Origin of the sequence: Pseudomonas sp. RIT-PI-S, assembly GCF_025642975.1 — a bacterium.
Taxonomy (GTDB): Bacteria; Pseudomonadota; Gammaproteobacteria; order Pseudomonadales; family Pseudomonadaceae; genus Aquipseudomonas.
On record NZ_JANZKJ010000007.1, the window covers coordinates 151,853 to 173,859 of the forward strand.

12 protein-coding genes are annotated in these 22,007 nt (G+C 64.5%); 5 read left to right on the forward strand and 7 right to left on the reverse strand.

The features are described 5' to 3' along the window. Positions 1-48 precede the first annotated feature (48 nt). Positions 49-519, reverse strand: a complete 471-nt coding sequence (locus OGL93_RS12220; RefSeq protein ID WP_263262905.1) for a MaoC family dehydratase — start codon at positions 517-519, stop codon at positions 49-51. Between the two features lie 175 nt (positions 520-694). Here OGL93_RS12220 and OGL93_RS12225 point away from each other — a divergent pair, with 175 nt between their 5' ends. Both OGL93_RS12225 and fadD1 read left to right on the forward strand, forming a co-directional pair. Next, complete coding sequence (locus OGL93_RS12225) at positions 695-2,413, forward strand: long-chain-fatty-acid--CoA ligase (protein WP_263262906.1); 1,719 nt, start codon at positions 695-697, stop codon at positions 2,411-2,413. Between the two features lie 174 nt (positions 2,414-2,587). Further along, entirely contained in the window at positions 2,588-4,285 is a 1,698-nt protein-coding gene (gene fadD1 / locus OGL93_RS12230) for a long-chain-fatty-acid--CoA ligase FadD1 (RefSeq protein WP_263262907.1), read from the forward strand. A gap of 144 nt (positions 4,286-4,429) precedes the next feature. Here fadD1 and OGL93_RS12235 read toward each other — a convergent pair whose 3' ends face one another. Together OGL93_RS12235 and OGL93_RS12240 are read right to left on the reverse strand one after the other, a co-directional pair. Continuing rightward, the gene (locus tag OGL93_RS12235; protein ID WP_263262908.1) at positions 4,430-5,713 is read right to left on the reverse strand and encodes an FAD-binding oxidoreductase; all 1,284 of its coding nucleotides are present in this window, start codon (positions 5,711-5,713) and stop codon (positions 4,430-4,432) included. Between the two features lie 22 nt (positions 5,714-5,735). After that, entirely contained in the window at positions 5,736-7,097 is a 1,362-nt protein-coding gene (locus OGL93_RS12240) for a glutamine synthetase family protein (protein WP_263262909.1), read from the reverse strand. A gap of 388 nt (positions 7,098-7,485) precedes the next feature. Here OGL93_RS12240 and hrpA point away from each other — a divergent pair, with 388 nt between their 5' ends. Next, the gene (gene hrpA, locus OGL93_RS12245) at positions 7,486-11,397 is read left to right on the forward strand and encodes an ATP-dependent RNA helicase HrpA (RefSeq protein WP_263262910.1); all 3,912 of its coding nucleotides are present in this window, start codon (positions 7,486-7,488) and stop codon (positions 11,395-11,397) included. 84 nt (positions 11,398-11,481) lie between these two features. Next, positions 11,482-12,603 carry a beta-ketoacyl-ACP synthase III gene (locus tag OGL93_RS12250; RefSeq protein WP_263262911.1) on the forward strand — a complete coding sequence of 374 codons (1,122 nt, stop codon included), beginning with the start codon at positions 11,482-11,484 and terminating at the stop codon, positions 12,601-12,603. Between the two features lie 1,210 nt (positions 12,604-13,813). Here OGL93_RS12250 and OGL93_RS12255 read toward each other — a convergent pair. Beyond that, positions 13,814-15,082: a putative porin gene (locus OGL93_RS12255; RefSeq protein WP_263262912.1), complete on the reverse strand. Its 1,269-nt coding sequence runs from the start codon at positions 15,080-15,082 to the stop codon at positions 13,814-13,816. 315 nt (positions 15,083-15,397) lie between these two features. On the opposite strand from OGL93_RS12255, the gene OGL93_RS12260 reads away from it, so the two are divergent. Next, positions 15,398-16,522 (forward strand): GNAT family N-acetyltransferase, encoded by a 1,125-nt coding sequence (locus OGL93_RS12260; RefSeq protein ID WP_263262913.1) that lies wholly within the window; start codon positions 15,398-15,400, stop codon positions 16,520-16,522. Here OGL93_RS12260 and OGL93_RS12265 read toward each other — a convergent pair. From OGL93_RS12265 to OGL93_RS12275, 3 genes are all read right to left on the reverse strand, one after another. After that, positions 16,519-17,835 carry a methyl-accepting chemotaxis protein gene (locus OGL93_RS12265; RefSeq protein WP_263262914.1) on the reverse strand — a complete coding sequence of 439 codons (1,317 nt, stop codon included), beginning with the start codon at positions 17,833-17,835 and terminating at the stop codon, positions 16,519-16,521. The two genes, OGL93_RS12260 and OGL93_RS12265, sit on opposite strands and share 4 nt — an antisense overlap. A 130-nt stretch (positions 17,836-17,965) precedes the next feature. Continuing rightward, the gene (locus OGL93_RS12270; RefSeq protein WP_263262915.1) at positions 17,966-19,165 is read right to left on the reverse strand and encodes a GAF domain-containing sensor histidine kinase; all 1,200 of its coding nucleotides are present in this window, start codon (positions 19,163-19,165) and stop codon (positions 17,966-17,968) included. Between the two features lie 212 nt (positions 19,166-19,377). Next, complete coding sequence (locus tag OGL93_RS12275) at positions 19,378-21,963, reverse strand: EAL domain-containing protein (protein WP_263262916.1); 2,586 nt, start codon at positions 21,961-21,963, stop codon at positions 19,378-19,380. Positions 21,964-22,007 lie beyond the last annotated feature (44 nt).

The following is a 22,007-nucleotide window of genomic DNA, read 5'->3' on the forward strand; positions in this document are numbered from 1 at the left end:
TGCGAACGGCCCCGCCCGATTCCTGCCGGTATTGGGCCGGCGTGGCAGCTAACCGACGGTAATCGGCGGCAGTTCGGCCAGGGTCACGGTCTGCGGCTTGCGCGGCGCGAGAATCTCAGCCTCGCCATCGACCACCAGCTCATCGCGCTGGTTGAACACGCGGGTGGCGATCCGGACCTTGAACTTGGGTAGTTTTTCCAGGATTTCCAGGCGCACGGTCAGGGTGTCGCCCAGCTTTACCGGCTTTTCGAAGGTCATTTGCTGCCCCAGGTAGATCGTGCCGGGGCCAGGCAGCTCACAAGCGACGGCGGCGCTGATCAGCGCGCCACTGAACATGCCATGGGCAATGCGCTCTTTGAACAGCGAACGAGCGGCGTAGTCGGCGTCCAGGTGGACCGGGTTACGGTCCCCGGACAGGGACGCGAACAGCTGGATGTCCCGCTCCTCGACCGTCCGGGTGTAGCTGGCGGTCTGGCCGACCTCGAGGGCCTCGTAAGGCGTGTTGGTGCTTTCGGTCATGGAGGCGTGATCCTGTTCGCGTAAAGGGGCGTAGTGTATCGCCATGTGGCTTGGCCTTATCAATTCAGGATGTAAATAACGCATGCCCGGCGATTGCCATGTGTGCCGCACCTGCTACTTTCGCCTCAAGGCTGCGCTGGCATGAAGCCCGCCACCCAAGCAGGGGAAAACAACAATGCAACCTGACTTCTGGAACGACAAGCGCCCCCGTGGGGTTCCCTCCGCCATCGACTTCACGGCATGGGGCTCGGTGGTCGACGTATTTCAACATTCCTGTAGGACCTTCGCCGACAAGCCCGCCTTCAGCAACCTGGGCCGCACCCTCACCTATGCGGAACTCGAGCGCGAGGCGGTGGCCTTCGCTTCCTGGCTGCAGCAGCATACTGACCTGATACCGGGCGACCGCATCGCCGTGCAGCTGCCCAACGTGCTGCAGTACCCCGTCGCGGTGTTTGGCGCATTGTGCGCAGGGCTGATCGTGGTCAACACGAACCCGCTGTATACGGCCCGGGAGATGCGCCATCAATTCAAGGACTCCGGTGCCCGCGCATTGGTGTACCTGAACCTGTTCGGCGACCGCGTGCAGGAGGTCGTGGCCGATACGCCGATCGAATACCTGATCGAAGCGCGCATGGGCGACCTGCTGCCGCCGGCCAAGGGCTGGTTGGTGAACATGGCGGTGGCCCGCTTCAAGAAAATGGTCCCTACCTATCGGCTGCCCCAGGCGATGCGCTTTAACGAAGCGCTGCGGGTTGGCCGCAAGGGCGCGATCACGCCAGTGCCGCTGCGCCGGGAAGACATCGCCGTGCTGCAATACACCGGCGGCACTACTGGCCAGGCGAAGGGCGCGATGCTGACCCACGGCAACCTGCTGGCCAACATGCAGCAGATGCAGGCCTGGTTCGCCCAGCTTGGGCCCAGCGGTGAACGTTTGATGCGCGAGGGCGAAGAAACCGCCATCGCGCCGTTGCCGCTCTACCATATCTACGCGTTCACCGCGAACTGCATGTGCATGATGGTCACTGGCAACCATAGTGTGCTCATCACCAACCCCCGGGATATCCCTGCCTTCGTCAAGGAGCTTTCTCGCTGGAAGTTCAGCTCGCTGGTGGGCCTTAACACGCTGTTCGTCGCCCTGATGGACCACCCCGGTTTCGCCACCCTGGATTTCTCCAGCCTGAAGGTGACCAATTCCGGCGGCACCGCGCTGGTCAAGGCTACGGCAGACCGCTGGGAGGCGCTGACCGGTTGCCGTATTTCCGAGGGCTATGGCCTGACCGAAACCTCGCCGGTGGTCAGCACCAACCCTTATGGTCAGGCCGCGCGCCTGGGAACGGTGGGCCTGCCAGCGGTCGGCACGGCGGTGAAGGTGATCAACGAGAACGGCGAGGAGTTGCCCCTCGGGGAGCCAGGCGAACTGTGCGTGCAGGGCCCGCAGGTGATGAAAGGCTACTGGCAGCGGCCGGAGGCGACCGCCGAAGCCATCGACAGCCAGGGTTGGCTCAAGACCGGCGACATCGCGGTGATCGAGGCGGACGGCTTCGTGCGGATCGTCGATCGCAAGAAAGACATGATCATCGTCTCAGGCTTCAACGTTTACCCCAATGAGGTGGAAGAGGTGGTGATGGCGCACCCGCAGGTGCTCAACTGCGCCGCTATCGGGGTTCCCGACAACCGCACCGGTGAAGCCATTCGCCTGTTCGTGGTGCCCCGCGAGGGAACCGTCGATATCGAAGCGCTGAGTGCCTGGTGCCGCGAGAACCTCGCCGCTTACAAGGTGCCGCGGCAGATCGTGGTGCGCGACAGCCTGCCGATGACCCCGGTCGGCAAGATCCTGCGTCGCGCCCTGCGCGACGAGATAGCGGTTCCAGCCGGCACTGCTGCCAGCGTTTAGTGCATTTACTCTAAACGTGACCGTACAGCCTCGTTTGGTTTCAAACATGACCTCGGAGCCCGGTCGGGCTCTAGGCGGTCTTTCGCAAAGCTGATAATCTCGGCCCGCTTTTCAACATATCTATAAAAATCGCATCAAATGCGGTGATCTCGCTGCACGAGGAGCAGGGTTCCCATGGCCGACAATTACTGGACAGACAAGTACCCGCCGGGTATTCCCGCCGAGATCGATCCAGACGCATACCCCAATATCCAAGCAGTGCTCCAGCAGTCGTGCCGGCGCTTCGCTGACAAGCCAGCGTTCAGCAACCTGGGCAAGACCCTGACCTACGGCGAGCTGTACGAGCTATCCGGGGCCTTCGCCGCCTGGCTGCAGCAGCACACCGACCTGGTGCCCGGCGACCGTATCGCCGTGCAGTTGCCCAACGTGCTGCAGTACCCCGTGGCCGTCTTCGGCGCGATCCGCGCAGGGCTTATCGTTGTCAATACCAACCCGCTCTATACCGCGCGGGAAATGGAACACCAGTTCAAGGATTCCGGCGCCAAGGCGCTGGTGTGCCTGGCCAATATGGCCCACCTGGCGCAAACGGTAGTGCCCAAGACCTCCGTGCGCCATGTGATCGTCACCGAGGTAGCCGACCTGCTGTCGCCGCTCAAGCGGGTGCTGGTCAATAGCGTGATCCGCTATGTGAAGAAAATGGTCCCCGCTTACCACATCCCTCAGGCGGTGCGCTTCAACCGCGCCCTGGCGCTGGGCCGCGGCGTGGCGGTGAACGAAACTTCCCCCCAGGGCGATGACGTCGCCGTGCTGCAATACACCGGCGGCACCACAGGGGTGGCCAAGGGCGCCATGCTCACCCACCGCAACCTGGTGGCGAACATGCTGCAGTGCAAGGCACTGATGGGGTCGAACCTGGACGAGGGCGCCGAAGTGCTGATCACGCCTCTGCCGCTCTATCACATTTATGCGTTTACCTTCCATTGCATGGCCATGATGCTGATGGGCAACCACAACATCCTGATCAGCAACCCGCGCGACCTGTCCGCCATGGTCAAGGAGCTGGGGAACTGGAAGTTCACCGGTTTCGTGGGGCTCAATACCCTGTTCGTCGCCCTGTGCAATAACGCCGATTTCCGCCGCCTCAACTTCTCCGCGCTCAAGCTCACGTTGTCGGGCGGCATGGCGCTGCAGGTAGCGGTGGCCGATCGCTGGCGCGAAGTCACCGGCTGCACCATCTGCGAAGGCTACGGGATGACCGAGACCAGCCCGGTGGCCACGGTCAACCCCAAGCAGGCCGTGCAGGTGGGCACCATCGGTATCCCCGTTCCCTCCACGCTGTGCCGGGTGAGCGACGACAGTGGCCGCGAGCTGAGCTTCGGCGAAGTCGGCGAGCTGTGTGTGAAGGGCCCGCAGGTAATGAAGGGTTACTGGCAGCGCCCGGACGCGACCGCGGAGATCCTCGACGCCGATGGCTGGCTGAAAACCGGGGACATCGCGCTGATCCAGCCTGACGGTTACATCCGCATCGTCGATCGCAAGAAAGACATGATCCTGGTGTCGGGCTTCAACGTGTACCCCAACGAGCTCGAAGATGTACTGGTCACCCTGCCTGGGGTGTTCCAGTGCGCAGCCATCGGCATCCCAGACGAAAAATCCGGCGAGGCGATCAAGGTGTTCGTGGTAGTCAAGCCTGGCATGACCCTCACCCGCGAACAGGTGCTCGATTACATGCGCGCCAACGTCACCGGCTACAAGGTGCCCAAGGCCGTGGAGTTCCGCGACACCCTGCCGACCACCAACGTTGGCAAGATCTTGCGTCGCGAGCTGCGCGACGAAGAGCTTAAAAAGCTGGGGCTGAAGAAGACGGCCTGAGGCGCGCGGATAAACGCTGCCTTCGGCCAGTCTGCGATGCCTTTTTCGCAGGCTGTGCCAGCTCCCACAAACGCCTGAAGCTAGGCGCTTTGGGACCAGAGCCGGGGTTGGATGAACCCCGGATCTGCCCCACCTCCACGCCCTTCAGCGCAACCTTTCCAGCATCTGGTAATACCACATGCCCGCCGCCAGCAGCGGGTTACCCAGCAGCCTGCCCGCCGGCACCCGAACGTGGCGGCAACCGGCGAAGGTATCGAACCGCTCCAACGTACCGCTTACAGCCTCGGCCATGATCTCGCCCATGATGTGGCTGGTGGCGATGCCATGGCCGGAGTAGCCCTGGCAATACCAGACGTTCTCGGACAGCTTGCCCACCTGGGGAATGCGGTTGATCACGATGCCCATGGCGCAGCTCCACTGGAAATCGATCTTCACGCCTTTGAGCCGCGGGAAGGTGCGCTCGATGCACGGGCGCAGCTCGCCGGCGATGTCCCGCGAATCCCGGCCAGAGTAATTGGCGCCACCGCCGAACAGCAGACGGCCATCGGCGGTGAAGCGGTAATAGTCGAGCACGAACCGGCAGTCATAGACGGCAAGGTCCTGGGGGTTCAGCTCCCGCGCCAGTTCGCCCAGGGGCTCGGTGGTGACGATACCGCCCATTGCCGGGAAGATCTTACCGGCCAGTTGGGCGGGTTCCAGTTTGTGATACACGTCGCCGGCGAGTATCACTTGGCTGGCATTGATGCGGCCATTACGGGTGACTACCGCAGGGCTCGCGCCGTGGATGATTTCCAGTACCTCGCTGTGTTCGAACACCAGGGCGCCCAGGCTTTGTGCGGCGTGGGCCTCGCCCAGGCACAGGTTCAACGGGTGCAGGTGCAGGTTGCGGGTGTTCTTCAATGCGCCTATGTACAGGTCGCTCTGCAGGTGGTCGCGCACGCCGGCCTGATCGAGCAACGTCACCTGGGCGCCCATGCCACGGCGTTCGGCCTCTTGTAGGCTGGCGCGGAGTTCGGCCATGTGCGCGGGCTTCATCGCCGCATGCAGGTGGCCATGCTTGAGGTCGCAGGCAATGCCATAGCGCTGCACGCGTTCTTCGATGATGGCGTGCCCGCGCCAGCGCAGGGCCCAGATAAAGTCGTCCACCTCATCGCCCAGGCGCAGGCGCATCTGCTTGCGCATGGCCTCGTCGCCAGACAGGCTGCCGGTCACCTGGCCGCCATTGCGGCCACTGGCGCCCCAGCCGATCTTGTGCTGCTCCACGATGGCCACGCGAAACCCGCGTTCGGCCAGCTCGACCGCGGTGGCGACCCCGGTGAAGCCTCCACCGATGATGGCGATGTCCACGTGATGTTCCCCCTGGCAACGGGGGTAGGCGCTTTCCTGGGCGATGGTCGCGGTGTAATACGAAGGGCTTCGAGCCGTCATTGCTGAATCTCCAAATGCAGGCTCAAGCCTGGGTCAAGTACCAGCGCCAGTCTTGTTCACTCACCTGCGCCATGAATTGCCGGTATTCGGCACGTTTCACCGCCATGTACACCTGCATGAACCCTTCGCCGAACGCCTCCCAGGCCCAGGCCGACGCGCTCATAGCGTTGAGTGCGCTGAGCCAGTCGGTGGGGAGCAGCGAAGTCGCCTGGGCATAGCCATTGCCTTGCACGGGGGCGCCGGGGTCCAGCGAGCGGCGCACGCCGTCGTGGATCGCTGCGAGTATCGCTGCGGCCGCCAGGTAAGGGTTGGCGTCGGCGCCGCAGATGCGGTGCTCGATATGCCGGGTAGGCGCCGGGCCGCCGGGCACACGCAGGCTAACGGTGCGGTTGTCCACACCCCAGGTAGGTGCCAGCGGGGCATAGCTGTTGGCCTGGAAGCGGCGGTACGAGTTGGCGTTGGGGCAAAACAGCAGCAGGCTGGCGAGCAGGTGTTCGAGCATGCCGCCCAGGGAGTGGCGCAACAGCGGCGTACCCGCCTTGTCCTCGCTGGCGTAGAGGTTATGGCCGGTGGCGTCCGTGAGGCTTACGTGCATGTGCATGCCGGTGCCGGCCAGATGGTCGAACGGCTTGGCCATGAAGCAGGCCTGCATGCCATGCCGGTGCGCCACGCCCTTGACCAGCCGTTTGTAGCGCACGGCCTGGTCCATCGCCTCGAGCGCCGGGCCGTGTTCGAGGGTGATTTCCACCTGCCCGGGGGCGTATTCGGAAATTGCCGTGCGCGCCGGAATGCCTTGGGCCTTGCAAGCGGCATAGAGGTCGGCCAGGAACGGCTCGATTTGCTCCAGTTCCCGCAACCCATACACCTGGGTACTGCGCGGGCGGCCGCCATCGGCGTCCAGCGCCGGTTGTGGCCGCCCGAACGCGTCGCGGCGCGGGTCCAGCAAGTAAAACTCCACTTCACAGGCCATCACCGGGTAATAGCCGTCGGCGTGCAGCCGTTCGATCACTTGGGCCAGCACATGGCGAGGGTCGGCGACCGTGGCCGGCATTCCCTGCTCAGGGTGCAAACTCACCTGTACCGCGGCGGTAGGCACTTGCCGCCAGGGCAGGCGCACCAGGCTGCCGGGCAGGGGATAGGCACGGCAGTCGATGTCGCCGACCTCCCACACCAGGCCGGAATTTTCCACGTCGTCGCCGTTGAGGGTCAGGCCCAGCATTGTGCTGGGCAGCGGGCGGCCGCTGGCGTAGGTCGCCAGCAGTTCCTCGCGATGCAGCAGCTTGCCGCGGGGGACGCCATTGGCATCGAGGATAAACAGCTCGAACAGTTCGATATCCGGGTTTTGTTCCAGGAACAACCGGGCTTCTTGCTCAGTGGCAAACATGGTCACTCGCTCGCGCCGCCGGGGCGCACGATCACAGGGCCGTGCCGAGGAGGGCACGAATTAGCGGGGTCGAGGGGCGAGGGCGTCTGGCGGGCGGGCGTGGCGGCAATGCCACAGGGCCCAGAAAGCGAGGATGATGTTGAACAGCGGGTTTTCGCCGGGATGGCCGCCACGCTTCGTGAACGAAGGGCCGGCGGTGTGGCGGGAGCTGCGCACGGGCGAAATCATGCCGGGATGCTCCCATGGCCACTTTCGTTCGTTCAATGGGGATTAGAAGAACTTCGGTTGCGCGTTGGCTAAACATTGCCTTGAGGCTGCCGCGCGAAAGTCGGGTAAATCTGCGACAATCCTCCGCACTTTTCTTGCCGTGCCCGCCCGGGCCTGACTGATGACCGAACCGACGCCTTCCCTCGACACCCTGCTGCGCAACCTTGACCTCGCCCAGACCGCCGACCGCCATCGGCTGCGTCGGCAGTTGCACGAACTGCGTAAAGCGCCGGACGACGCCAAGCTGGCGCGCTGGCTGGAACGCTACGAGGCGTCGTGCGCGGTGGTGCAGGCACGGCGAGCGAGCGTGCCGAGCATTCGCTACGACGATCAACTGCCGATCGCCGCCAAGCGCGACGAGATCAAAAAGCTGGTCGCCGAGCATCAGGTCGTCGTTATCGCCGGGGAGACCGGTTCGGGCAAGACCACCCAGTTGCCGAAGATCTGCCTTGAGCTGGGCCGCGGCCAGGCCGGCCTCATCGCCCACACCCAGCCGCGCCGGATCGCTGCCCGCAGCGTTGCCACCCGGGTAGCGGAAGAGCTCGCCACGCCGCTGGGTGCCTTGGTGGGTTATCAGGTGCGCTTCGAGGACCAGACCGGCCCGCAGAGCCTGATCAAGCTGATGACCGACGGCATCCTGCTGGCCGAGACCCAGCATGACCGTTTCCTCGAGCGCTACGACACCATCATCGTCGACGAAGCCCACGAGCGCAGCCTGAACATCGACTTCCTCCTGGGTTACCTGAAAACCCTGCTGCCGCGCCGCCCGGACCTGAAAGTCATCATCACCTCGGCGACCATCGACCTGGAACGCTTCTCCAAGCACTTCGACGGCGCGCCGGTGATCGAGGTGTCGGGGCGCACCTTCCCGGTGGACGTGTGGTATCGGCCGCTGGTGGGAGAGCAGGACGAAGATGGCAACGCGGTCGAGGAAGACCTCAGCATCGACCAAGGCATCCTCGCCAGCCTTGAAGAGTTCGCCGAACTGGAGCGCCGCGAGCGTAAGACCCCCGGTGACGTGTTGGTATTCCTGCCCGGCGAGCGGGAGATTCGCGATGCCGCGGACTACCTGCGCAAGGCTCAGTTGCGCCATACGGAAATCTTGCCGCTGTATGCGCGGCTTTCGCCGGCCGAGCAGCAGCGGATTTTCCAGTCGCACCCTGGGCGGCGCGTGGTGCTGGCCACCAACGTGGCGGAAACGTCCCTGACCGTGCCCGGCATCCGTTATGTGATCGACAGCGGCACCGCGCGCATCAGCCGCTACAGCTATCGCGCCAAGGTGCAGCGGCTGCCGATCGAAGCGGTGTCCCAGGCCAGCGCCAACCAGCGCAAGGGGCGTTGCGGCCGGGTCGAGCCGGGCCTGTGCGTACGCCTGTACAGCGAAGAAGACTTCAACGCCCGGCCGGCTTTCACCGACCCGGAGATCCTGCGCACCAACCTGGCCGCGGTGATCCTGCAGATGCTGCACCTGCGCCTGGGCGCCATCGACGCCTTCCCCTTCATCGAGCCGCCAGACGGCAAGGCAGTGAGCGACGGCTTCAACCTGCTGCAAGAGCTGCGGGCGGTCAGCCGTGAGAATCAGCTCACCCCGCTGGGCCGGCAACTGGCGCGCTTGCCGGTGGACCCGCGCCTGGGCCGCATGCTCCTCGAAGGCGCCCAGCAAGGCAGCCTGGCCGAGGTGCTGATCGTGGCCAGTGCGTTGTCCGTGCAGGATCCCCGCGAGCGGCCGCCGGAGCGCCAGCAGGCGGCCGACCAGGCGCACGCGCAGTGGAAGGACGTGGATTCGGACTTCACCGCACTGGTCAACCTGTGGAACGGCTTCGAGGAGCAGCGCCAGGCGCTGGGGTCCAACCCGCTGCGCAACTGGTGCCGCAAGCACTTCCTCAATTACCTGCGCCTGCGCGAGTGGCGCGACGCCCACCGCCAGCTTTCGCTGATCTGCCGTGAGTTGCAGTTGCCGGTGAATCCAGAGCCGGCGGACTATGCCCGGTTGCACCGGGCGATCCTCTCCGGGCTGTTGAGCCAGGTGGGGCAAAAAACCGAAGAGGGGGACTACCTCGGCGCGCGCCAGCGGCGGTTCTGGGTGCATCCCTCCAGCGGTATCGGGCGCAAGCGGCCGCAATGGTTGATGGCTGCCGAGCTGGTAGAAACCACCAAGCTCTACGCACGGGTGGTGGCCCGCATCGACGCGCAGTGGCTGGAGCCGTTGGCCGAGCACCTGATCAAGCGCAACCACTTCGAGCCGCACTGGGAGAAAAAGCGCGGCCAAGTGGTGGCCTTCGAGCAACTGACCCTTTATGGGCTGATCATCGTCGGCCGCCGCCCGGTGCACTTTGGCCCTATCGACCCTGTGGCTTCGCGCGAGCTGTTCATTCGCGAAGCGCTGGTGCGCGGCGAGATTCAATCCAAGGCGCGTTGCCTGACGGCCAACCGGGCGCTGCTCGAACGCCTGGATGAACTGGAAGCCAAGGCGCGTCGGCGCGACATCCTCGCCGACGAAGAAACCCTCTACAGCTTCTATGAAGCACGGCTGCCCGAGAACATCCACCAGACCGCGACCTTCGACAGCTGGTATCGCACCCACAGCCAGAAAGACCTCAACCTGCTGATCATGCGCGAAGAAGACGTGCTCGCCCGCGACGCCAACGAGGTGACGGCGGCGATGTACCCAGACACGCTCAAGCTGGGGGACCTCAGCCTGCCGCTCAGCTACCACTTCGAGCCGGGGAACCCGCGCGACGGCGTGACCCTGCGCGTGCCGGCGCCGCTGTTGTCGACGCTGCCCGCCGAGCGGCTGGCCTGGCTGGTGCCGGGGTTGATCGAAGCCCGCTGTATCGCCCTGGTGCGCAACCTGCCCAAGGCGGTGCGAAAGAACTTCGTGCCGGTGCCAGATTTCATCAAAGCCGCGCTTGCCCGCATGGTTTTCGGCCAGGGCAACCTGGTTCAAGCGTTGGGCGCGGAGCTGACCCGCATGACCGGGGCCCGCGTCAGCGAACAGGACTGGGCCGACGCCGAGCACCAGCTGGAAGGGCACTTGCGGATGAACCTGGAAGTGGTCGACGCCGCGGGCAAGTTCCTCGGCGAAGGGCGCGACCTCGATGCCCTGAACGCGCGCTTCGCCGAAGCCGGGCAGGCCGCACTGGCCATGCCTGGCGCGGCGCGCGAGCCGACGCCGGTGCAGCCCAAGGCCTTCGCCGCTGTGGCCGAAACCGCGCGGCACAGCGTTGCCGGCTTGCAATTGACCGTGTACCCGGCATTGGTGGAAGAACAGGGCGAGGTGCGCGAGGGCCGTTTCGCCACTGCCGCCGAGGCCGAACACCAGCATCGGCGTGCCCTGCAACGGCTGTTGCTGCAGCAACTGGCCGAGCCGGCGCGGTTCCTGCGCGGCAAGCTGCCCGGGCAGACCCAGATGGGCCTGTTGTACCGGGACCTGGGCCGTATCGAAGCGTTGGTGGAGGACATCCTCCTGGCCAGCCTCGACAGCTGCGTGCTGGACGGCGAGGCCAGCCTGCCGCGGGACGGCGCCGGCCTGGCCAGCCTGGCCGAGCGCAAGCGCGGGAGCTGGGCCGAGCACGCCGAGCGCCTGGCCCGGCTGGTGCTGGAGATCCTCACCCTGTGGCATGGCTTGCAGAAGCGCTTCAAGGGCCGGATCGACCTGGCTCAGGCGGTGGCCCTCAATGACATCAAGCAGCAGCTGGCGGCGCTGGTCTATCCTGGGTTTGTGCGCGAGACCCCTGCGCAATGGCTCAAGGAGCTGCCGCGTTACCTGAAGGCCATCGAACTGCGCCTGGATAAGATCGGCGCTCAGGTACAGCGGGATCGGGTGTGGAGCGGCGAGCTGGGTCAGCTGTGGGCGCAGTACCAGGCCCGCGCCGCCAAGCATGCCCAGGAAGGCAAGCGCGATCCGAACCTGGTGCTGTATCGCTGGTGGCTGGAGGAGTACCGCGTGTCGTTGTTCGCCCAGCAGTTGGGGACCCGCGCGCCGATTTCCGATAAGCGCCTGACCAAGCAGTGGGCGATGGTCGAGGCCTGAAGCGAACGGGCACGTTCGTTCCAGATGTGGCAAAATCGGCGGTCATTGCCTGACCAAGGCGTCTCATCATTCAGAGGAACGAGCGTGCATAGCGTCGTTATCAGTGGTACCGGGCTGTTCACCCCGGCCCAGAGCATCACCAATGACGAATTGGTGGAATCATTCAACACCTGGGTTCACCAGCACAATGCCGCCAACGCCGACGCAATCGCGCGGGGCGAGCTCGAGCCGCTGGGCGAATCCAACGCGGCCTTCATCGAAAAAGCCTCGGGCATCAAAAGCCGTTTCGTAATGGACAAGGCCGGCATCCTCGACCCGCAGCGCATGGTGCCGCGCCTGCCTGAGCGCAGCAACGACGAGCCATCGATCCTGTGCGAGATGGCCGTGGCTGCCGCTCGCCAGGCCCTCGAACGCGCTGGCCGCACGCCGGCGGACGTCGACGCGGTGATCGTGGCCTGCTCGAACCTGCAGCGCCCGTACCCGGCCGTGGCCATCGAAGTGCAACAGGCGCTGGGCATCCAGGGCTTCGGCTTCGACATGAACGTCGCCTGCTCCTCGGCGACCTTCGGTATTCAAGCCGCCTGCAACGCCGTGCAGCTCGGCCAGGCCCGCTCGGTGCTGGTGGTGGACCCGGAAATCTGCACGGGCCACCTGAATTTCCGTGACCGTGACAGCCACTTCATCTTCGGCGATGCAGCCACCGCGGTGCTGGTGGAGCGCGCCGACCTGGCGACCTCGCCGTACCAGTTCGAAGTGCTGAGCACCAAGCTGCTGACGCAGTTCTCCAACAACATCCGCAACAACTTCGGCTTCCTCAACCGCGCCGCGGAAGAGGGCGTGGGCGGCGATGACAAGCTGTTCGTGCAGGAAGGTCGCAAGGTGTTCCGCGAGGTGTGCCCGATGGTCGCCGAGTTGATCGGCAAGCACCTGGAAGAGAACGACATCGAAGTGTCGAAGGTGTCGCGCTTCTGGTTGCACCAGGCCAACCTGAGCATGAACCACCTGATCGTCAAGAAGCTGCTCGGCCGCGACGCCACGCCGGAAGAGGCACCGGTGATCCTCGACACCTACGCCAACACCAGTTCGGCCGGCTCGGTGATCGCCTTGCACAAATACCAGGACGACTTGCCCAGCGGCGCGCTCGGCGTGCTGAGCTCGTTCGGTGCGGGTTATTCGATCGGTAGCGTGATCCTGCGCAAACGCTGAAACGCGGTTCGCAGGCGCTGCCTGCTCCCACAAGGCGGTGCCCGCTTGTTGTAGGAGCGGGCCGAAGCCCGCGAACCCCTTTACAGCGGCTCTCAGGCTCTACCTGCTCCCACAAGGGCGGCGCCCACCTGTTGTAGGAGCGGGCCGAAGCCCGCGAGCCCTTTTACAGCGGTCCGCAGGCGCTGCCTGCTCCCACAAGGGCGGCGCCCGCTTGTTGTAGGAGCGGGCCGAAGCCCGCGAACTCTTTTACAGCGTTTCGCAGGCGCTGCCTGCCCCCACAAGGGCGGCGCCCACCTGTTGTAGGAGCGGGCCGAAGCCCGCGAACTCTTTTACAGCGGTCCGCAGGCGCTGCCTGCTCCCACAAGGGCGGCGCCCGCTTGTTGTAGGAGCGGGCCAAAGCCCGCGAACCCTTTTACAGCGGTCCGCAGGCTCTACCTGCTCCCACAAGGCGGTGCCCACCTGTTGTAGGAGCGAGCCAAAGCCCGCGAACCCTTTTACAGCGTTTCGCAGGCGCTGCCTGCTCCCACAAGGCGGTGCCCACCTGTTGTAGGAGCGGGCCAAAGCCCGCGAATCCTTTTACAGCGGTCTGCAGGCTCTACCTGCTCCCACAAGGGCGGCGCCCACCTGTTGTAGGAGCGGGCCGAAGCCCGCGAACCCTTTTACAGCGTTTCGCAGGCGCTGCCTGCTCCCACAAGGCGGTGCCCACCTGTTGTCGGAGCGGGCCGAAGCCCGCGAACCTTTTACAGCGTTTCGCAGGCGCTGCCTGCTCCCACAAGGGCGGTGCCTAGATTGTAGGAGCGGGCCGAAGCCCGCGAACCCTTTTACAGCGGCTCGCAGGCGCTGCCTGCTCCCACAAGGGCGGTGCCTAGATTGTAGGAGCGGGCCGAAGCCCGCGAACCCCTTTACAGCGTTTCGCAGGCGCTGCCTGCTCCTACAAGGCGGTGCCCACTTGTTGTAGGAGCGGGCCGAAGCCCGCGAACCCTTTTACAGCGTTTCGCAGGCGCTGCCTGCTCCCACAAGGGCGGCGCCCGCTTGTTGTAGGAGCGGGCCGAAGCCCGCGAACCCTTTTACAGCGTTTCGCAGGCGCTGCCTGCTCTCACAAGGGCGGCGCCCGCTTGTTGTAGGAGCGGGCCGAAGCCCGCGAACCCTTGCACTGCAGTTCGCAGGCTTCTTGCGCTCTTGCAGGGGCCTTCTTCCCCGCCTCTTAGCGTTAGAACTTCGCTTCCAGATCCACCTGCAAGGTATCCACATCGGCATCGCGCTTGGCCGCGAAGTAGGTGTCGGACTCAGCCATGAAGTAGGTAGCGCCAAGGGCGAAGTTCTTGTCGATGTCGTAGCTGACCTTGAACTTGTGGCCGCGGGCACCGGCGAAGCCGCCACCGAAGTCCGAGTCGGTGAAGGCGCCTACCACGGCGTTACGCTGCACGTCGCGATAGTTGTAATCCAGGCTCCACTTGTCGAAGACCTTGGTCTTGGCGCCCGTCAGCCAGGCAACATCGTGGTCGTCGGAGGCGTCGGCGTTCTTCACGTACTGGCCGTACAGCGCGAGCGGGATGGCCAGGCCGCTGATATCCACCTGGGCGAAGCCCTCGTACAGCTTGAACTGCTCGTTGGCGCTGTTGCCGTTGATCGACAACGCGGTGGTGTCCTCGTCGCCATCGAAGCCATACACGCTGCCGCCCACGGTCAGTTTCAGGTTATCGGTGACGCCGAAGCGGCCGCCCAACTGGCCGGCGTACATGCGCAGGTCATGACGGAATTCGACGCCTTCCCCGTCCACGTTGTCCTTGAGGTTGTAATAGCCGACGCTGCCGAACAGCTCGGACTTGCCGCCCAAGGCGTGCTTGTAGGTGGCGGTGGCGCCTTCGGGGTTGATGTCGCCGTCCCAGATCACGTCGCCCATGCTGACCCACGGCTGGGCCATCTTGCCGCCGATCAGGTGCAGGTTCGGCAGGGCTGTGGGGTGCCAGTCCAGGTAGGCCAGGTCGATCCAGGAACTCTTCTTGACGAAGTAGTTGTCCAGGTTTTCGTTGGTCGAGCGGGCGTCGTTGCTGCTGCCAGTGGCCAAGCGGATGCCGGCATCCACCTGCGGGTTGATCTCGCTATACACGCCAAAGCGGGCCCGCACGCGTTGGCGATCCTGCTCCTTGCCGCTGTTGCTGGCGGCGCCTTCGGTGTCCTGGTTTTCGTAACGCAGGCGCACGTCACCTTTGATCTGGGTCTTGGAGGCCCAAGCGACTTTCTGCTGGAAGGCGTTGAGATCTTCCTTCTTGACCTGTTGCGCCGCGACTTGCTGCTGCGCCTCTTGCTCCTTAACGAGTTCGCCCTTGAGCTCGGCATACTGGTTGGCGCTGATCGAACCGTTGGCGCGAAGCATGTCTAGCAGCTTCTCGTCCACGCCAGCATGGGCTGGTACGGTGGTGGCCAACAATACAGCCGCGCACATACCCGCTCCGGTTCGTGTTGAAACAAGACGCATAAAGTACTCCCAGGTTAAAAGGCGGGATGGTGGCCACCCCAAGACAGGTCCAGAAGGACATCGATGCGGGGTTACGCCAAGGCGACCCCCGTCTTCGAAACTGGCGCAAGTATTGCGAGGCGTTATGACAGGTGCGTGGCGAACAGATGGCAGATTGGTTACAAGCGAAGCGGAAGCAACCGCTCTAGCGCGCTGCTTCAAAGCCATTCGTGGGCAAATGGCCGCTATTGCCTGGGATGCCGTTGGGCCTGGCCGCGGTGAATCGGGCTGGCTTTTACGCGATACTCGCGGCAACTGCGGCGATGGGGGAGATTTATGACCGTGCAGATCTGTACCCGCCTGGCCGAGGTGCCAGCCACCGCCTGGGATCACTTGCTCAGCGATGCGCAGCCCTTCCTGCGTCACGCCTTCCTGAGCAGCCTTGAGGACAGCGGCAGCGTTGGCCCCGGCACCGGTTGGCGCGCGGAGCACCTGCTGTTGTGGGAGGAGGGCCAGCTGCGTGCCGCGCTGCCGGCGTACCGGAAGAGCCATTCCTATGGTGAATACGTCTTCGATCACGGCTGGGCGGACGCCTGCCGCCGCGCAGGCTTACCCTATTACCCCAAGTTGCTCTGCGCGGTGCCCTTCAGCCCGGTGAGCGGGCCGCGGTTGCTGGCCCACGACCTGGACCAAGGCATGGCACTGATACGTGGCCTGCCGGCGCACTTGTTGGCGCATGGCTATTCCAGCGCCCATGTGAACTTCACCGAGGCCGGCCTGGACCGCCACCTGGCCCGAGAGCCGGGTTGGCTGGAGCGTTGGGGCTGCCAGTATCACTGGCATAACCGCGGCTACCGAGACTTCCAGGATTTTCTCGACACCCTCAGCTCACGCAAGCGCAAGCAGATGCGCAAGGAACGTGAACAGGTAGCCGCGCAAGGGTTTGAATTCCAGTGGCTGGAGGGCTTTGAGCTGGGTGAAGCCCATTGGGATTTTGTCTACGCCTGTTACGCCAACACCTATGAAGTACGGGGGCAGGCGCCTTACCTGGAGCGTGCGTTCTTCAGCCTGCTGGCCGAGCGCATGCCTGAGGCCATTCGCGTGGTGTTCGCTCACCAGGCGGGGCGGCCGGTGGCCATGGCGTTTTGCCTGGTGGATGGCCAAACGTTGTATGGCCGGTATTGGGGCTGCCTGGCGGAGTTCGACCGCCTGCACTTCGAGACCTGTTTCTATCAAGGCATGGACCAGGCCATCGCCATGGGTTTGTCCCGCTTCGACGCGGGCGCCCAAGGCGAGCACAAGCTGATCCGAGGCTTCGAGCCGGTGATTACCCGTTCCTGGCACTACCTCCTGCACCCCGGGCTGCACGCGGCCGTCGGCGAATTTCTCGAGCGCGAGCGCGAGGGCATCGCCCGCTATGCCAGCGAGGCCCGTCAGGCGCTGCCCTACCGGCAGGGCTAGCGGCTCAACTGCGTGGCGAACTGCCCTACGGCGCTCACTACCTTCTGCGCGCCGTCCTGGATCTCAACGATCACGCTGCCCGCCTGGCCTGCCAGGTCCAGGCCATCCTGGGCCTGCTGCTTGCCGGTCGCGATCACAGTGACCGCGTCCGACGCGAGCTTCTGGTTCTGTTGCACCACGCCGGCGATCTCCGCCGTGGCCTGGGTAGTGCGCGAGGCCAACTGGCGCACTTCATCGGCGACCACCGCAAAACCGCGGCCTTGTTCTCCGGCACGCGCCGCCTCGATGGCGGCGTTGAGCGCCAGCAGGTTGGTTTGCTCGGCGATGCCGCTGATGGTCTTGATGATGGTGCTGATGATCTGGCTTTGCTGGTCCAGCGCTTCGATGCCTTCGGCGGCTTCCTCCATGTGCTTGGCGAGGTTGCGCATGACTGCAACGGTTTGCTGAACCACATCGGCGCCGCGATGAGCGCTGCTGTCGGTTTGAACCGAGGTGCTGTAGGCCAGGTTCGCCGCTTCGGCCACGGCCTTTTCGCGGTTGACCTGCTCGGTGATCACAGTGGCGAATTTAATGATCTTGACCAGCCGGTCATTGGCGTCCAGCACCGGGTTATAGGACGCTTCCAGCCACACCGGGCGGCCCTGGCTGTCAACCCGCTCGAAGCGAGCGGCCACGTATTCACCGCGCCGTAGCTTTTCCCAAAACCCTTGATACTCCGGTGAGCTGGCTTCAGCCGCGGTGCAGAACAGGCGATGGTGCTTGCCTTTGATCTGCTCCAGGCGATAACCCATGCCCTGCAAGAAGCGATCATTGGCGGTCAGCACATGGCCCTGCAGGTCAAATTCGATCACCGCCGTCGAACGCAACAGGGCCTTGATCACCCCCTCCTGCTCGCGGGAGGTTTCTATGGTGCGGGTAAGGTCGCTGGCATAGATGGCGAAATAGACGACCGCACCGCTGGCATCCCTGCTTGGGTGCATCAAGGCCCGAAGCCATGCCTCGCGGCCATCCTTGCGCAACAGCCGCAGGGCGCCGCTGAAGGGTTCACCGCGCTCCAGTGCGGTGCGCACGCGAAGGTGGAAGGGGTCACGCTTGACGTGCTCCGGGACGATGTCTTCCAGGAGCTTGCCGATCAGATCCTGGCGGCGATAGAGCATTCCATTTTCGAAATTGGCGTTCACATGCTCGATGCGGCCGCTGGCGTCCAGACGCATACCGATCATGTCGGCGTCCAGGGTATCCCGGACTTGCCGCACCGAGGCGAGCTCTTCACGCAGTGCCGCCAATTCCGCTTTCTGTTGTTTGTTGAACATCGCAGGTACCTGCCAAGACCCGAAGGGAGTATGCCAAGCCATCGGCTAGACCTTGCTCTGCTTTAATCGGCGCGAAAAACGGCTGACCGAAGGCATTCTGGCCAGGCGTGGGCGTGGTATGGCGGGTGCGTCACCCCAGCGCGGGGGCGCGCGGGGGTTGCGGCAGGTGAAAGCTGAACAGCGTGCCGGCCTCGACACTGGAGGTGACTTGCAAGTGGCCGCCGTGGGCCTCGGCGATCTGCTGCGCGATGTACAGGCCGAGCCCAAGGCCGCTGCCGGCGCGCTCACCGTGACCCCGGGAGAAGGGCTGGAACAGCTTGACCAGTACAGCGTCTTCGATCACCGGCCCCAGGTTGTGCACGCTGATCAACAGCCCGGTTGCAGTGCGCTCGGCAGTGATCGTCACCACCCCATCCCTGGCGCCGTGCACGATGGCGTTGCTCACCAGGTTCGACACCAGTTGCGAGACTCGCTCACGGTCGCAGCAGGCGCCGTCCAAGTCGCCGAGGAACAGCTGCAAGGTGCGCTGGGGGTGGACCCGCTGAATTTCAGCAACCACGTGACGCAGCGCCTGTGGAAGGTCCGGGCAGGGCTCGAGGTTTACGGTGATACCGCCACCGAGGCGTCCACGGGCGAAGTCCAGCACATCTTCGACCAGCCGAGAGGCCCGTCGGCCGCTGGCCAGGATGTGTTCCACGATACCTTTGGTGCGCTCATCCGGGCTGCGGCGCAGCAGCAGTTCGGCCCCCGCGCCGATGGCGAACAGCGGGTTGCGCAGGTCATGCCCGAGCACCGCGATGAACTGCTCGCGCAGCTCGGCCACTTCCCGTTCGTGTAGCAGGGCCTGTTCAGTACGCTGTTGGTGATCCTGCGACTCCATCAGGGTCGTCAGCAGGCGGGCGAAGGATTCCACCATAGTCGTCGCGGTGCTGTTGCGAAGCTGCGTCGGCAGCGGATCGAAGGCGCACACGGTGCCGAACAGGCGCCCGTCGGGGTAGAACAGCGGCACCGATATATAGCTCTCGAAGCTGTACTGGCGTGGAGTGTGGTGATTGCAGTAAAGAGGGTCGGTGCTGGCGTGGTCGATCACGATGGTGCGGTGGCTGCCGCGGATTTCGTCGCACAGGGTGCTGCTCAACTCCAGCTGCCCGCCGGGTTCCAGGCCGAAGCCCAGGCGGTCATGCACTGCGCAGGCCGTCCAATGGCTGTCGCTCACCCGCGCCACGGCGGCAAAGCGCAACCCAGTGGTATCGCACAGCACACGGAGCATGCCGGGAACGGCCTCGATCCGGCCGATAAGCGCCACATCCGAGCTGAAGTTGTTTGCCATCCGAGCCACTGTGCAAAAAGGGTCAAAGCCGCAGTTTATCGGTGCGCTGGTGGATTTGTAAGAAAAAAAGCTGGCATGGCCGCGCGGATCCTTGGCTTGCGCCGGCCACGGCGGGCCCGGGCAACGCCTGGGAATGGCCAGGCAACTTCGAACGTTTGCCGGGCAAGGTTCACGGGCTGCCGCTCACCTACATCCGCCGTGGGCCACCCAGCCTAGCCGGCGCTGGCGCGGCCGGGTGGAGCGTTCTGGTCGTGGAGCAGGCTGAGCAAGGCGTCCCGGTCTATCGGCCGGCTGAGGAAGTAACCCTGCACCTCATGGCACTGGTCATGGGTCAACGCGCTCAGTTGCTGCTCGGTTTCCACACCCTCGGCCGTTACGGTCATGCCCATGGCCTTGCCCAGGCTGATGATCGCCCGTACCACCGCGCGGTCGCCTTCGGCGGCGGTGGTGCCATTGAGCGCAGCGATGAAGCGCCGGTCGATCTTGATGCTGTCGAACGGATAGGCCCGCAAGTACCCCAGTGAGGAGTAGCCGGTGCCGAAGTCATCCATGTTCAGTTTCACCCCCAGCTCTTTCAGCGCGTTCATGGTCGCCAGGGCGTTGTCGATGGCGGTGAGCATCACATTCTCGGTGATCTCCAGCTCCAGGCGCTGCGCCGGCAGGCCGGTGGCGATCAAGGTGTCGCGCACATCCTTGACCACGTCGCTGCGGGCGAACTGCGCTGGTGACAGGTTGACTGACACCACCAGCGGTTGCGGCCAGGTGCAGGCGGTACGGCATGCTTCATAAAGCACCCAGCGGCCGAGCGGAACGATCAGCTCCGACTGCTCCGCCAGCGGAATGAACGTATCTGGCCCGATCAGCCCTTCCACCGGGTGGTGCCAGCGCACCAGCGCCTCCACGGACACGATGGCCAGGCCGTCGATCTGATAACGGGGCTGGTAGTGCAACACGAATTCCTGGTTGCGTATGGCAAGCCGTAGCTCGCTCTCCAGCCGGCGCCGATGCTGGATCTGCTCACTCATTTGCTCGGAGAAATAGCGCCAGGTGCCCTTGCCGTCATTCTTGGCCTCGTACAAGGCAATGTCGGCGCAGCGGATCAGCTCGTGGCCTTCATAGCCCTGCAGGCGGCTCTGCGCAATGCCCAGGCTGGCACCTACGTGCAAGGTGTGCTCGGCATAGCTCACCGGCTGCTGCAGGCTATCGATCAGGCGCTGGCAGAAGCGGTCGATCTCGAAGCGGTTCTCTGGCCCGCAGAGGATCAGCACGAACTCATCGCCGCCCAAACGGGCGATCAGGTCCAGGTCGCGGGTGCTCGCCTTGAGGCGCTTGGCGATTTCCAGCAGCACCGCATCGCCGGCCGGGTGCCCAAGGCTATCGTTGATGGGTTTGAAGTTATCCAGGTCGATGAGTATCAGGGTCAGTGGCGGCCCTTCATGGCGGGGCGCCAACGCATCTTCGAGGTAGCGCCCGAGCAGGTTGCGGTTGGGCAGCCCGGTGAGCGCGTCATGCATGGACAAGTGCTGGATCTGCGCATGGGCCGCCACTTCATCGGTGATGTCGTTGGCAGTGCCACGAAAGCCAACCACCGAGCCTGCCTCTAGAATCGGCCGGGCCGAAACCCGGCAATGGCGGCGGTCGGTGTTGTGGTCGCGGTAGGCGCAGCGCAAGGTCGTCCCGGTCGTGGGGTGCTCTGGCAGGCTGGCCAGCCACGGGCCGATGGGCGTGGTATCGCAACTGAGCAGTTGCTCGATCGGCACGCCTATCCACGCCTCGACCCCATACCCGGTGACCTCGGCGAAGCGGGCCGAGAGGTAGGTCAGGCGGCCGCGGCTGTCGGCCTCCCAGATCCAGTCCGAGGCGGCCTCAGCCACTGCCCGGAAGCGCTCCTCGCTCGCCTCCAGCGCGCGGTTGCTGGCATGCAGCACCTGCAGGTGTTCGTCGATCCGCCGTGCCGCGCGGATGGCAAAAAAGAAGAAATAAGCGAGCAGCAGGGCCAGGATCACCCCGATGGTCAACAGCCCCGGCAGCACACTCCAGAGCAGCTCGCGCCCTGGCTGGCCTTGAGTCCAGGTCAGATAAAAGCCGGTGTGGTCCAGCTGCATGCTGGCTAGGGAGCCCGGCTGGCGGTCGACGCTAAGGTTCTTGAGGCTGAAGTTCTCCCCCATCAACGCCAGCTTTTCCGGAGTGAGTTGATCGACGAACACCAGCACCGGCAGCTGCTGCAGGTCCAGGTTCGAGGGATGGCTGTCCGGCTGGATCACCGCGGCCACCAGCAGTGCAGGCCAACCGTTGAACAGCACATAGCGGCTGACCCCTTCACGCCGGGGAGCGGCCGCCCGAGCGGCATCGACGAGGTCTGCCTGGGCGGCGTCGCTGAATGAAGCGAACTGCGCTTCGCTTGGCAGGCCCTTATATAAGGCGTAGCGCGTCAGCCGACGGTCGATCACGAATACCCCCTCGAACCCCGAGGCGGTGTACAGGGTGCTGCCCATGTTGCGTTCGTCATAGGCCCACTGGCGGTCCAACGGCCCTGCGGCGAGCTCTTGGTAGCCCGCGTCCCAGATGGCGTTGGTGAGCAGCACGGCCATGTTCGCCGCGACCCTCGCTTCCAAGGCCTTTTCGGTGAAAAACCGGCTTTGCTCGGCCTCGGCGGTGTCGAGGCGGTTGGCCAGGGTGAAGAGCGCGACCAGGGCCACGGCGAAAATAACGGCGAAAATGGCACCTACGATCAGCAAGAATCGCCGAGTACGCAAGAACTGGGGCTGGGTGCCAGGCGCGGACGCTCTCATTTCCATGTTTCGGCCGGTTCCTTGTGCAAAGCCGTTGCCGCTCATTGCCC

Excerpts from the sequence above, each read along its gene's own strand:
- OGL93_RS12225 (WP_263262906.1), top strand. The coding sequence starts at position 695 with ATGCAACCTGACTTCTGGAACGACAAGCGCCCCCGTGGGGTTCCCTCC.
- OGL93_RS12235 (WP_263262908.1), bottom strand. The coding sequence starts at position 5,713 with ATGACGGCTCGAAGCCCTTCGTATTACACCGCGACCATCGCCCAGGAA.
- OGL93_RS12240 (WP_263262909.1), bottom strand. The coding sequence starts at position 7,097 with ATGTTTGCCACTGAGCAAGAAGCCCGGTTGTTCCTGGAACAAAACCCG.
- OGL93_RS12265 (WP_263262914.1), bottom strand. The coding sequence starts at position 17,835 with ATGTTCAACAAACAACAGAAAGCGGAATTGGCGGCACTGCGTGAAGAG.
- hrpA (WP_263262910.1), top strand. The coding sequence starts at position 7,486 with ATGACCGAACCGACGCCTTCCCTCGACACCCTGCTGCGCAACCTTGAC.
- OGL93_RS12255 (WP_263262912.1), bottom strand. The coding sequence starts at position 15,082 with ATGCGTCTTGTTTCAACACGAACCGGAGCGGGTATGTGCGCGGCTGTA.
- OGL93_RS12270 (WP_263262915.1), bottom strand. The coding sequence starts at position 19,165 with ATGGCAAACAACTTCAGCTCGGATGTGGCGCTTATCGGCCGGATCGAG.
- fadD1 (WP_263262907.1), top strand. The coding sequence starts at position 2,588 with ATGGCCGACAATTACTGGACAGACAAGTACCCGCCGGGTATTCCCGCC.
- OGL93_RS12220 (WP_263262905.1), bottom strand. The coding sequence starts at position 519 with ATGACCGAAAGCACCAACACGCCTTACGAGGCCCTCGAGGTCGGCCAG.
- OGL93_RS12260 (WP_263262913.1), top strand. The coding sequence starts at position 15,398 with ATGACCGTGCAGATCTGTACCCGCCTGGCCGAGGTGCCAGCCACCGCC.
- OGL93_RS12275 (WP_263262916.1), bottom strand. The coding sequence starts at position 21,963 with ATGGAAATGAGAGCGTCCGCGCCTGGCACCCAGCCCCAGTTCTTGCGT.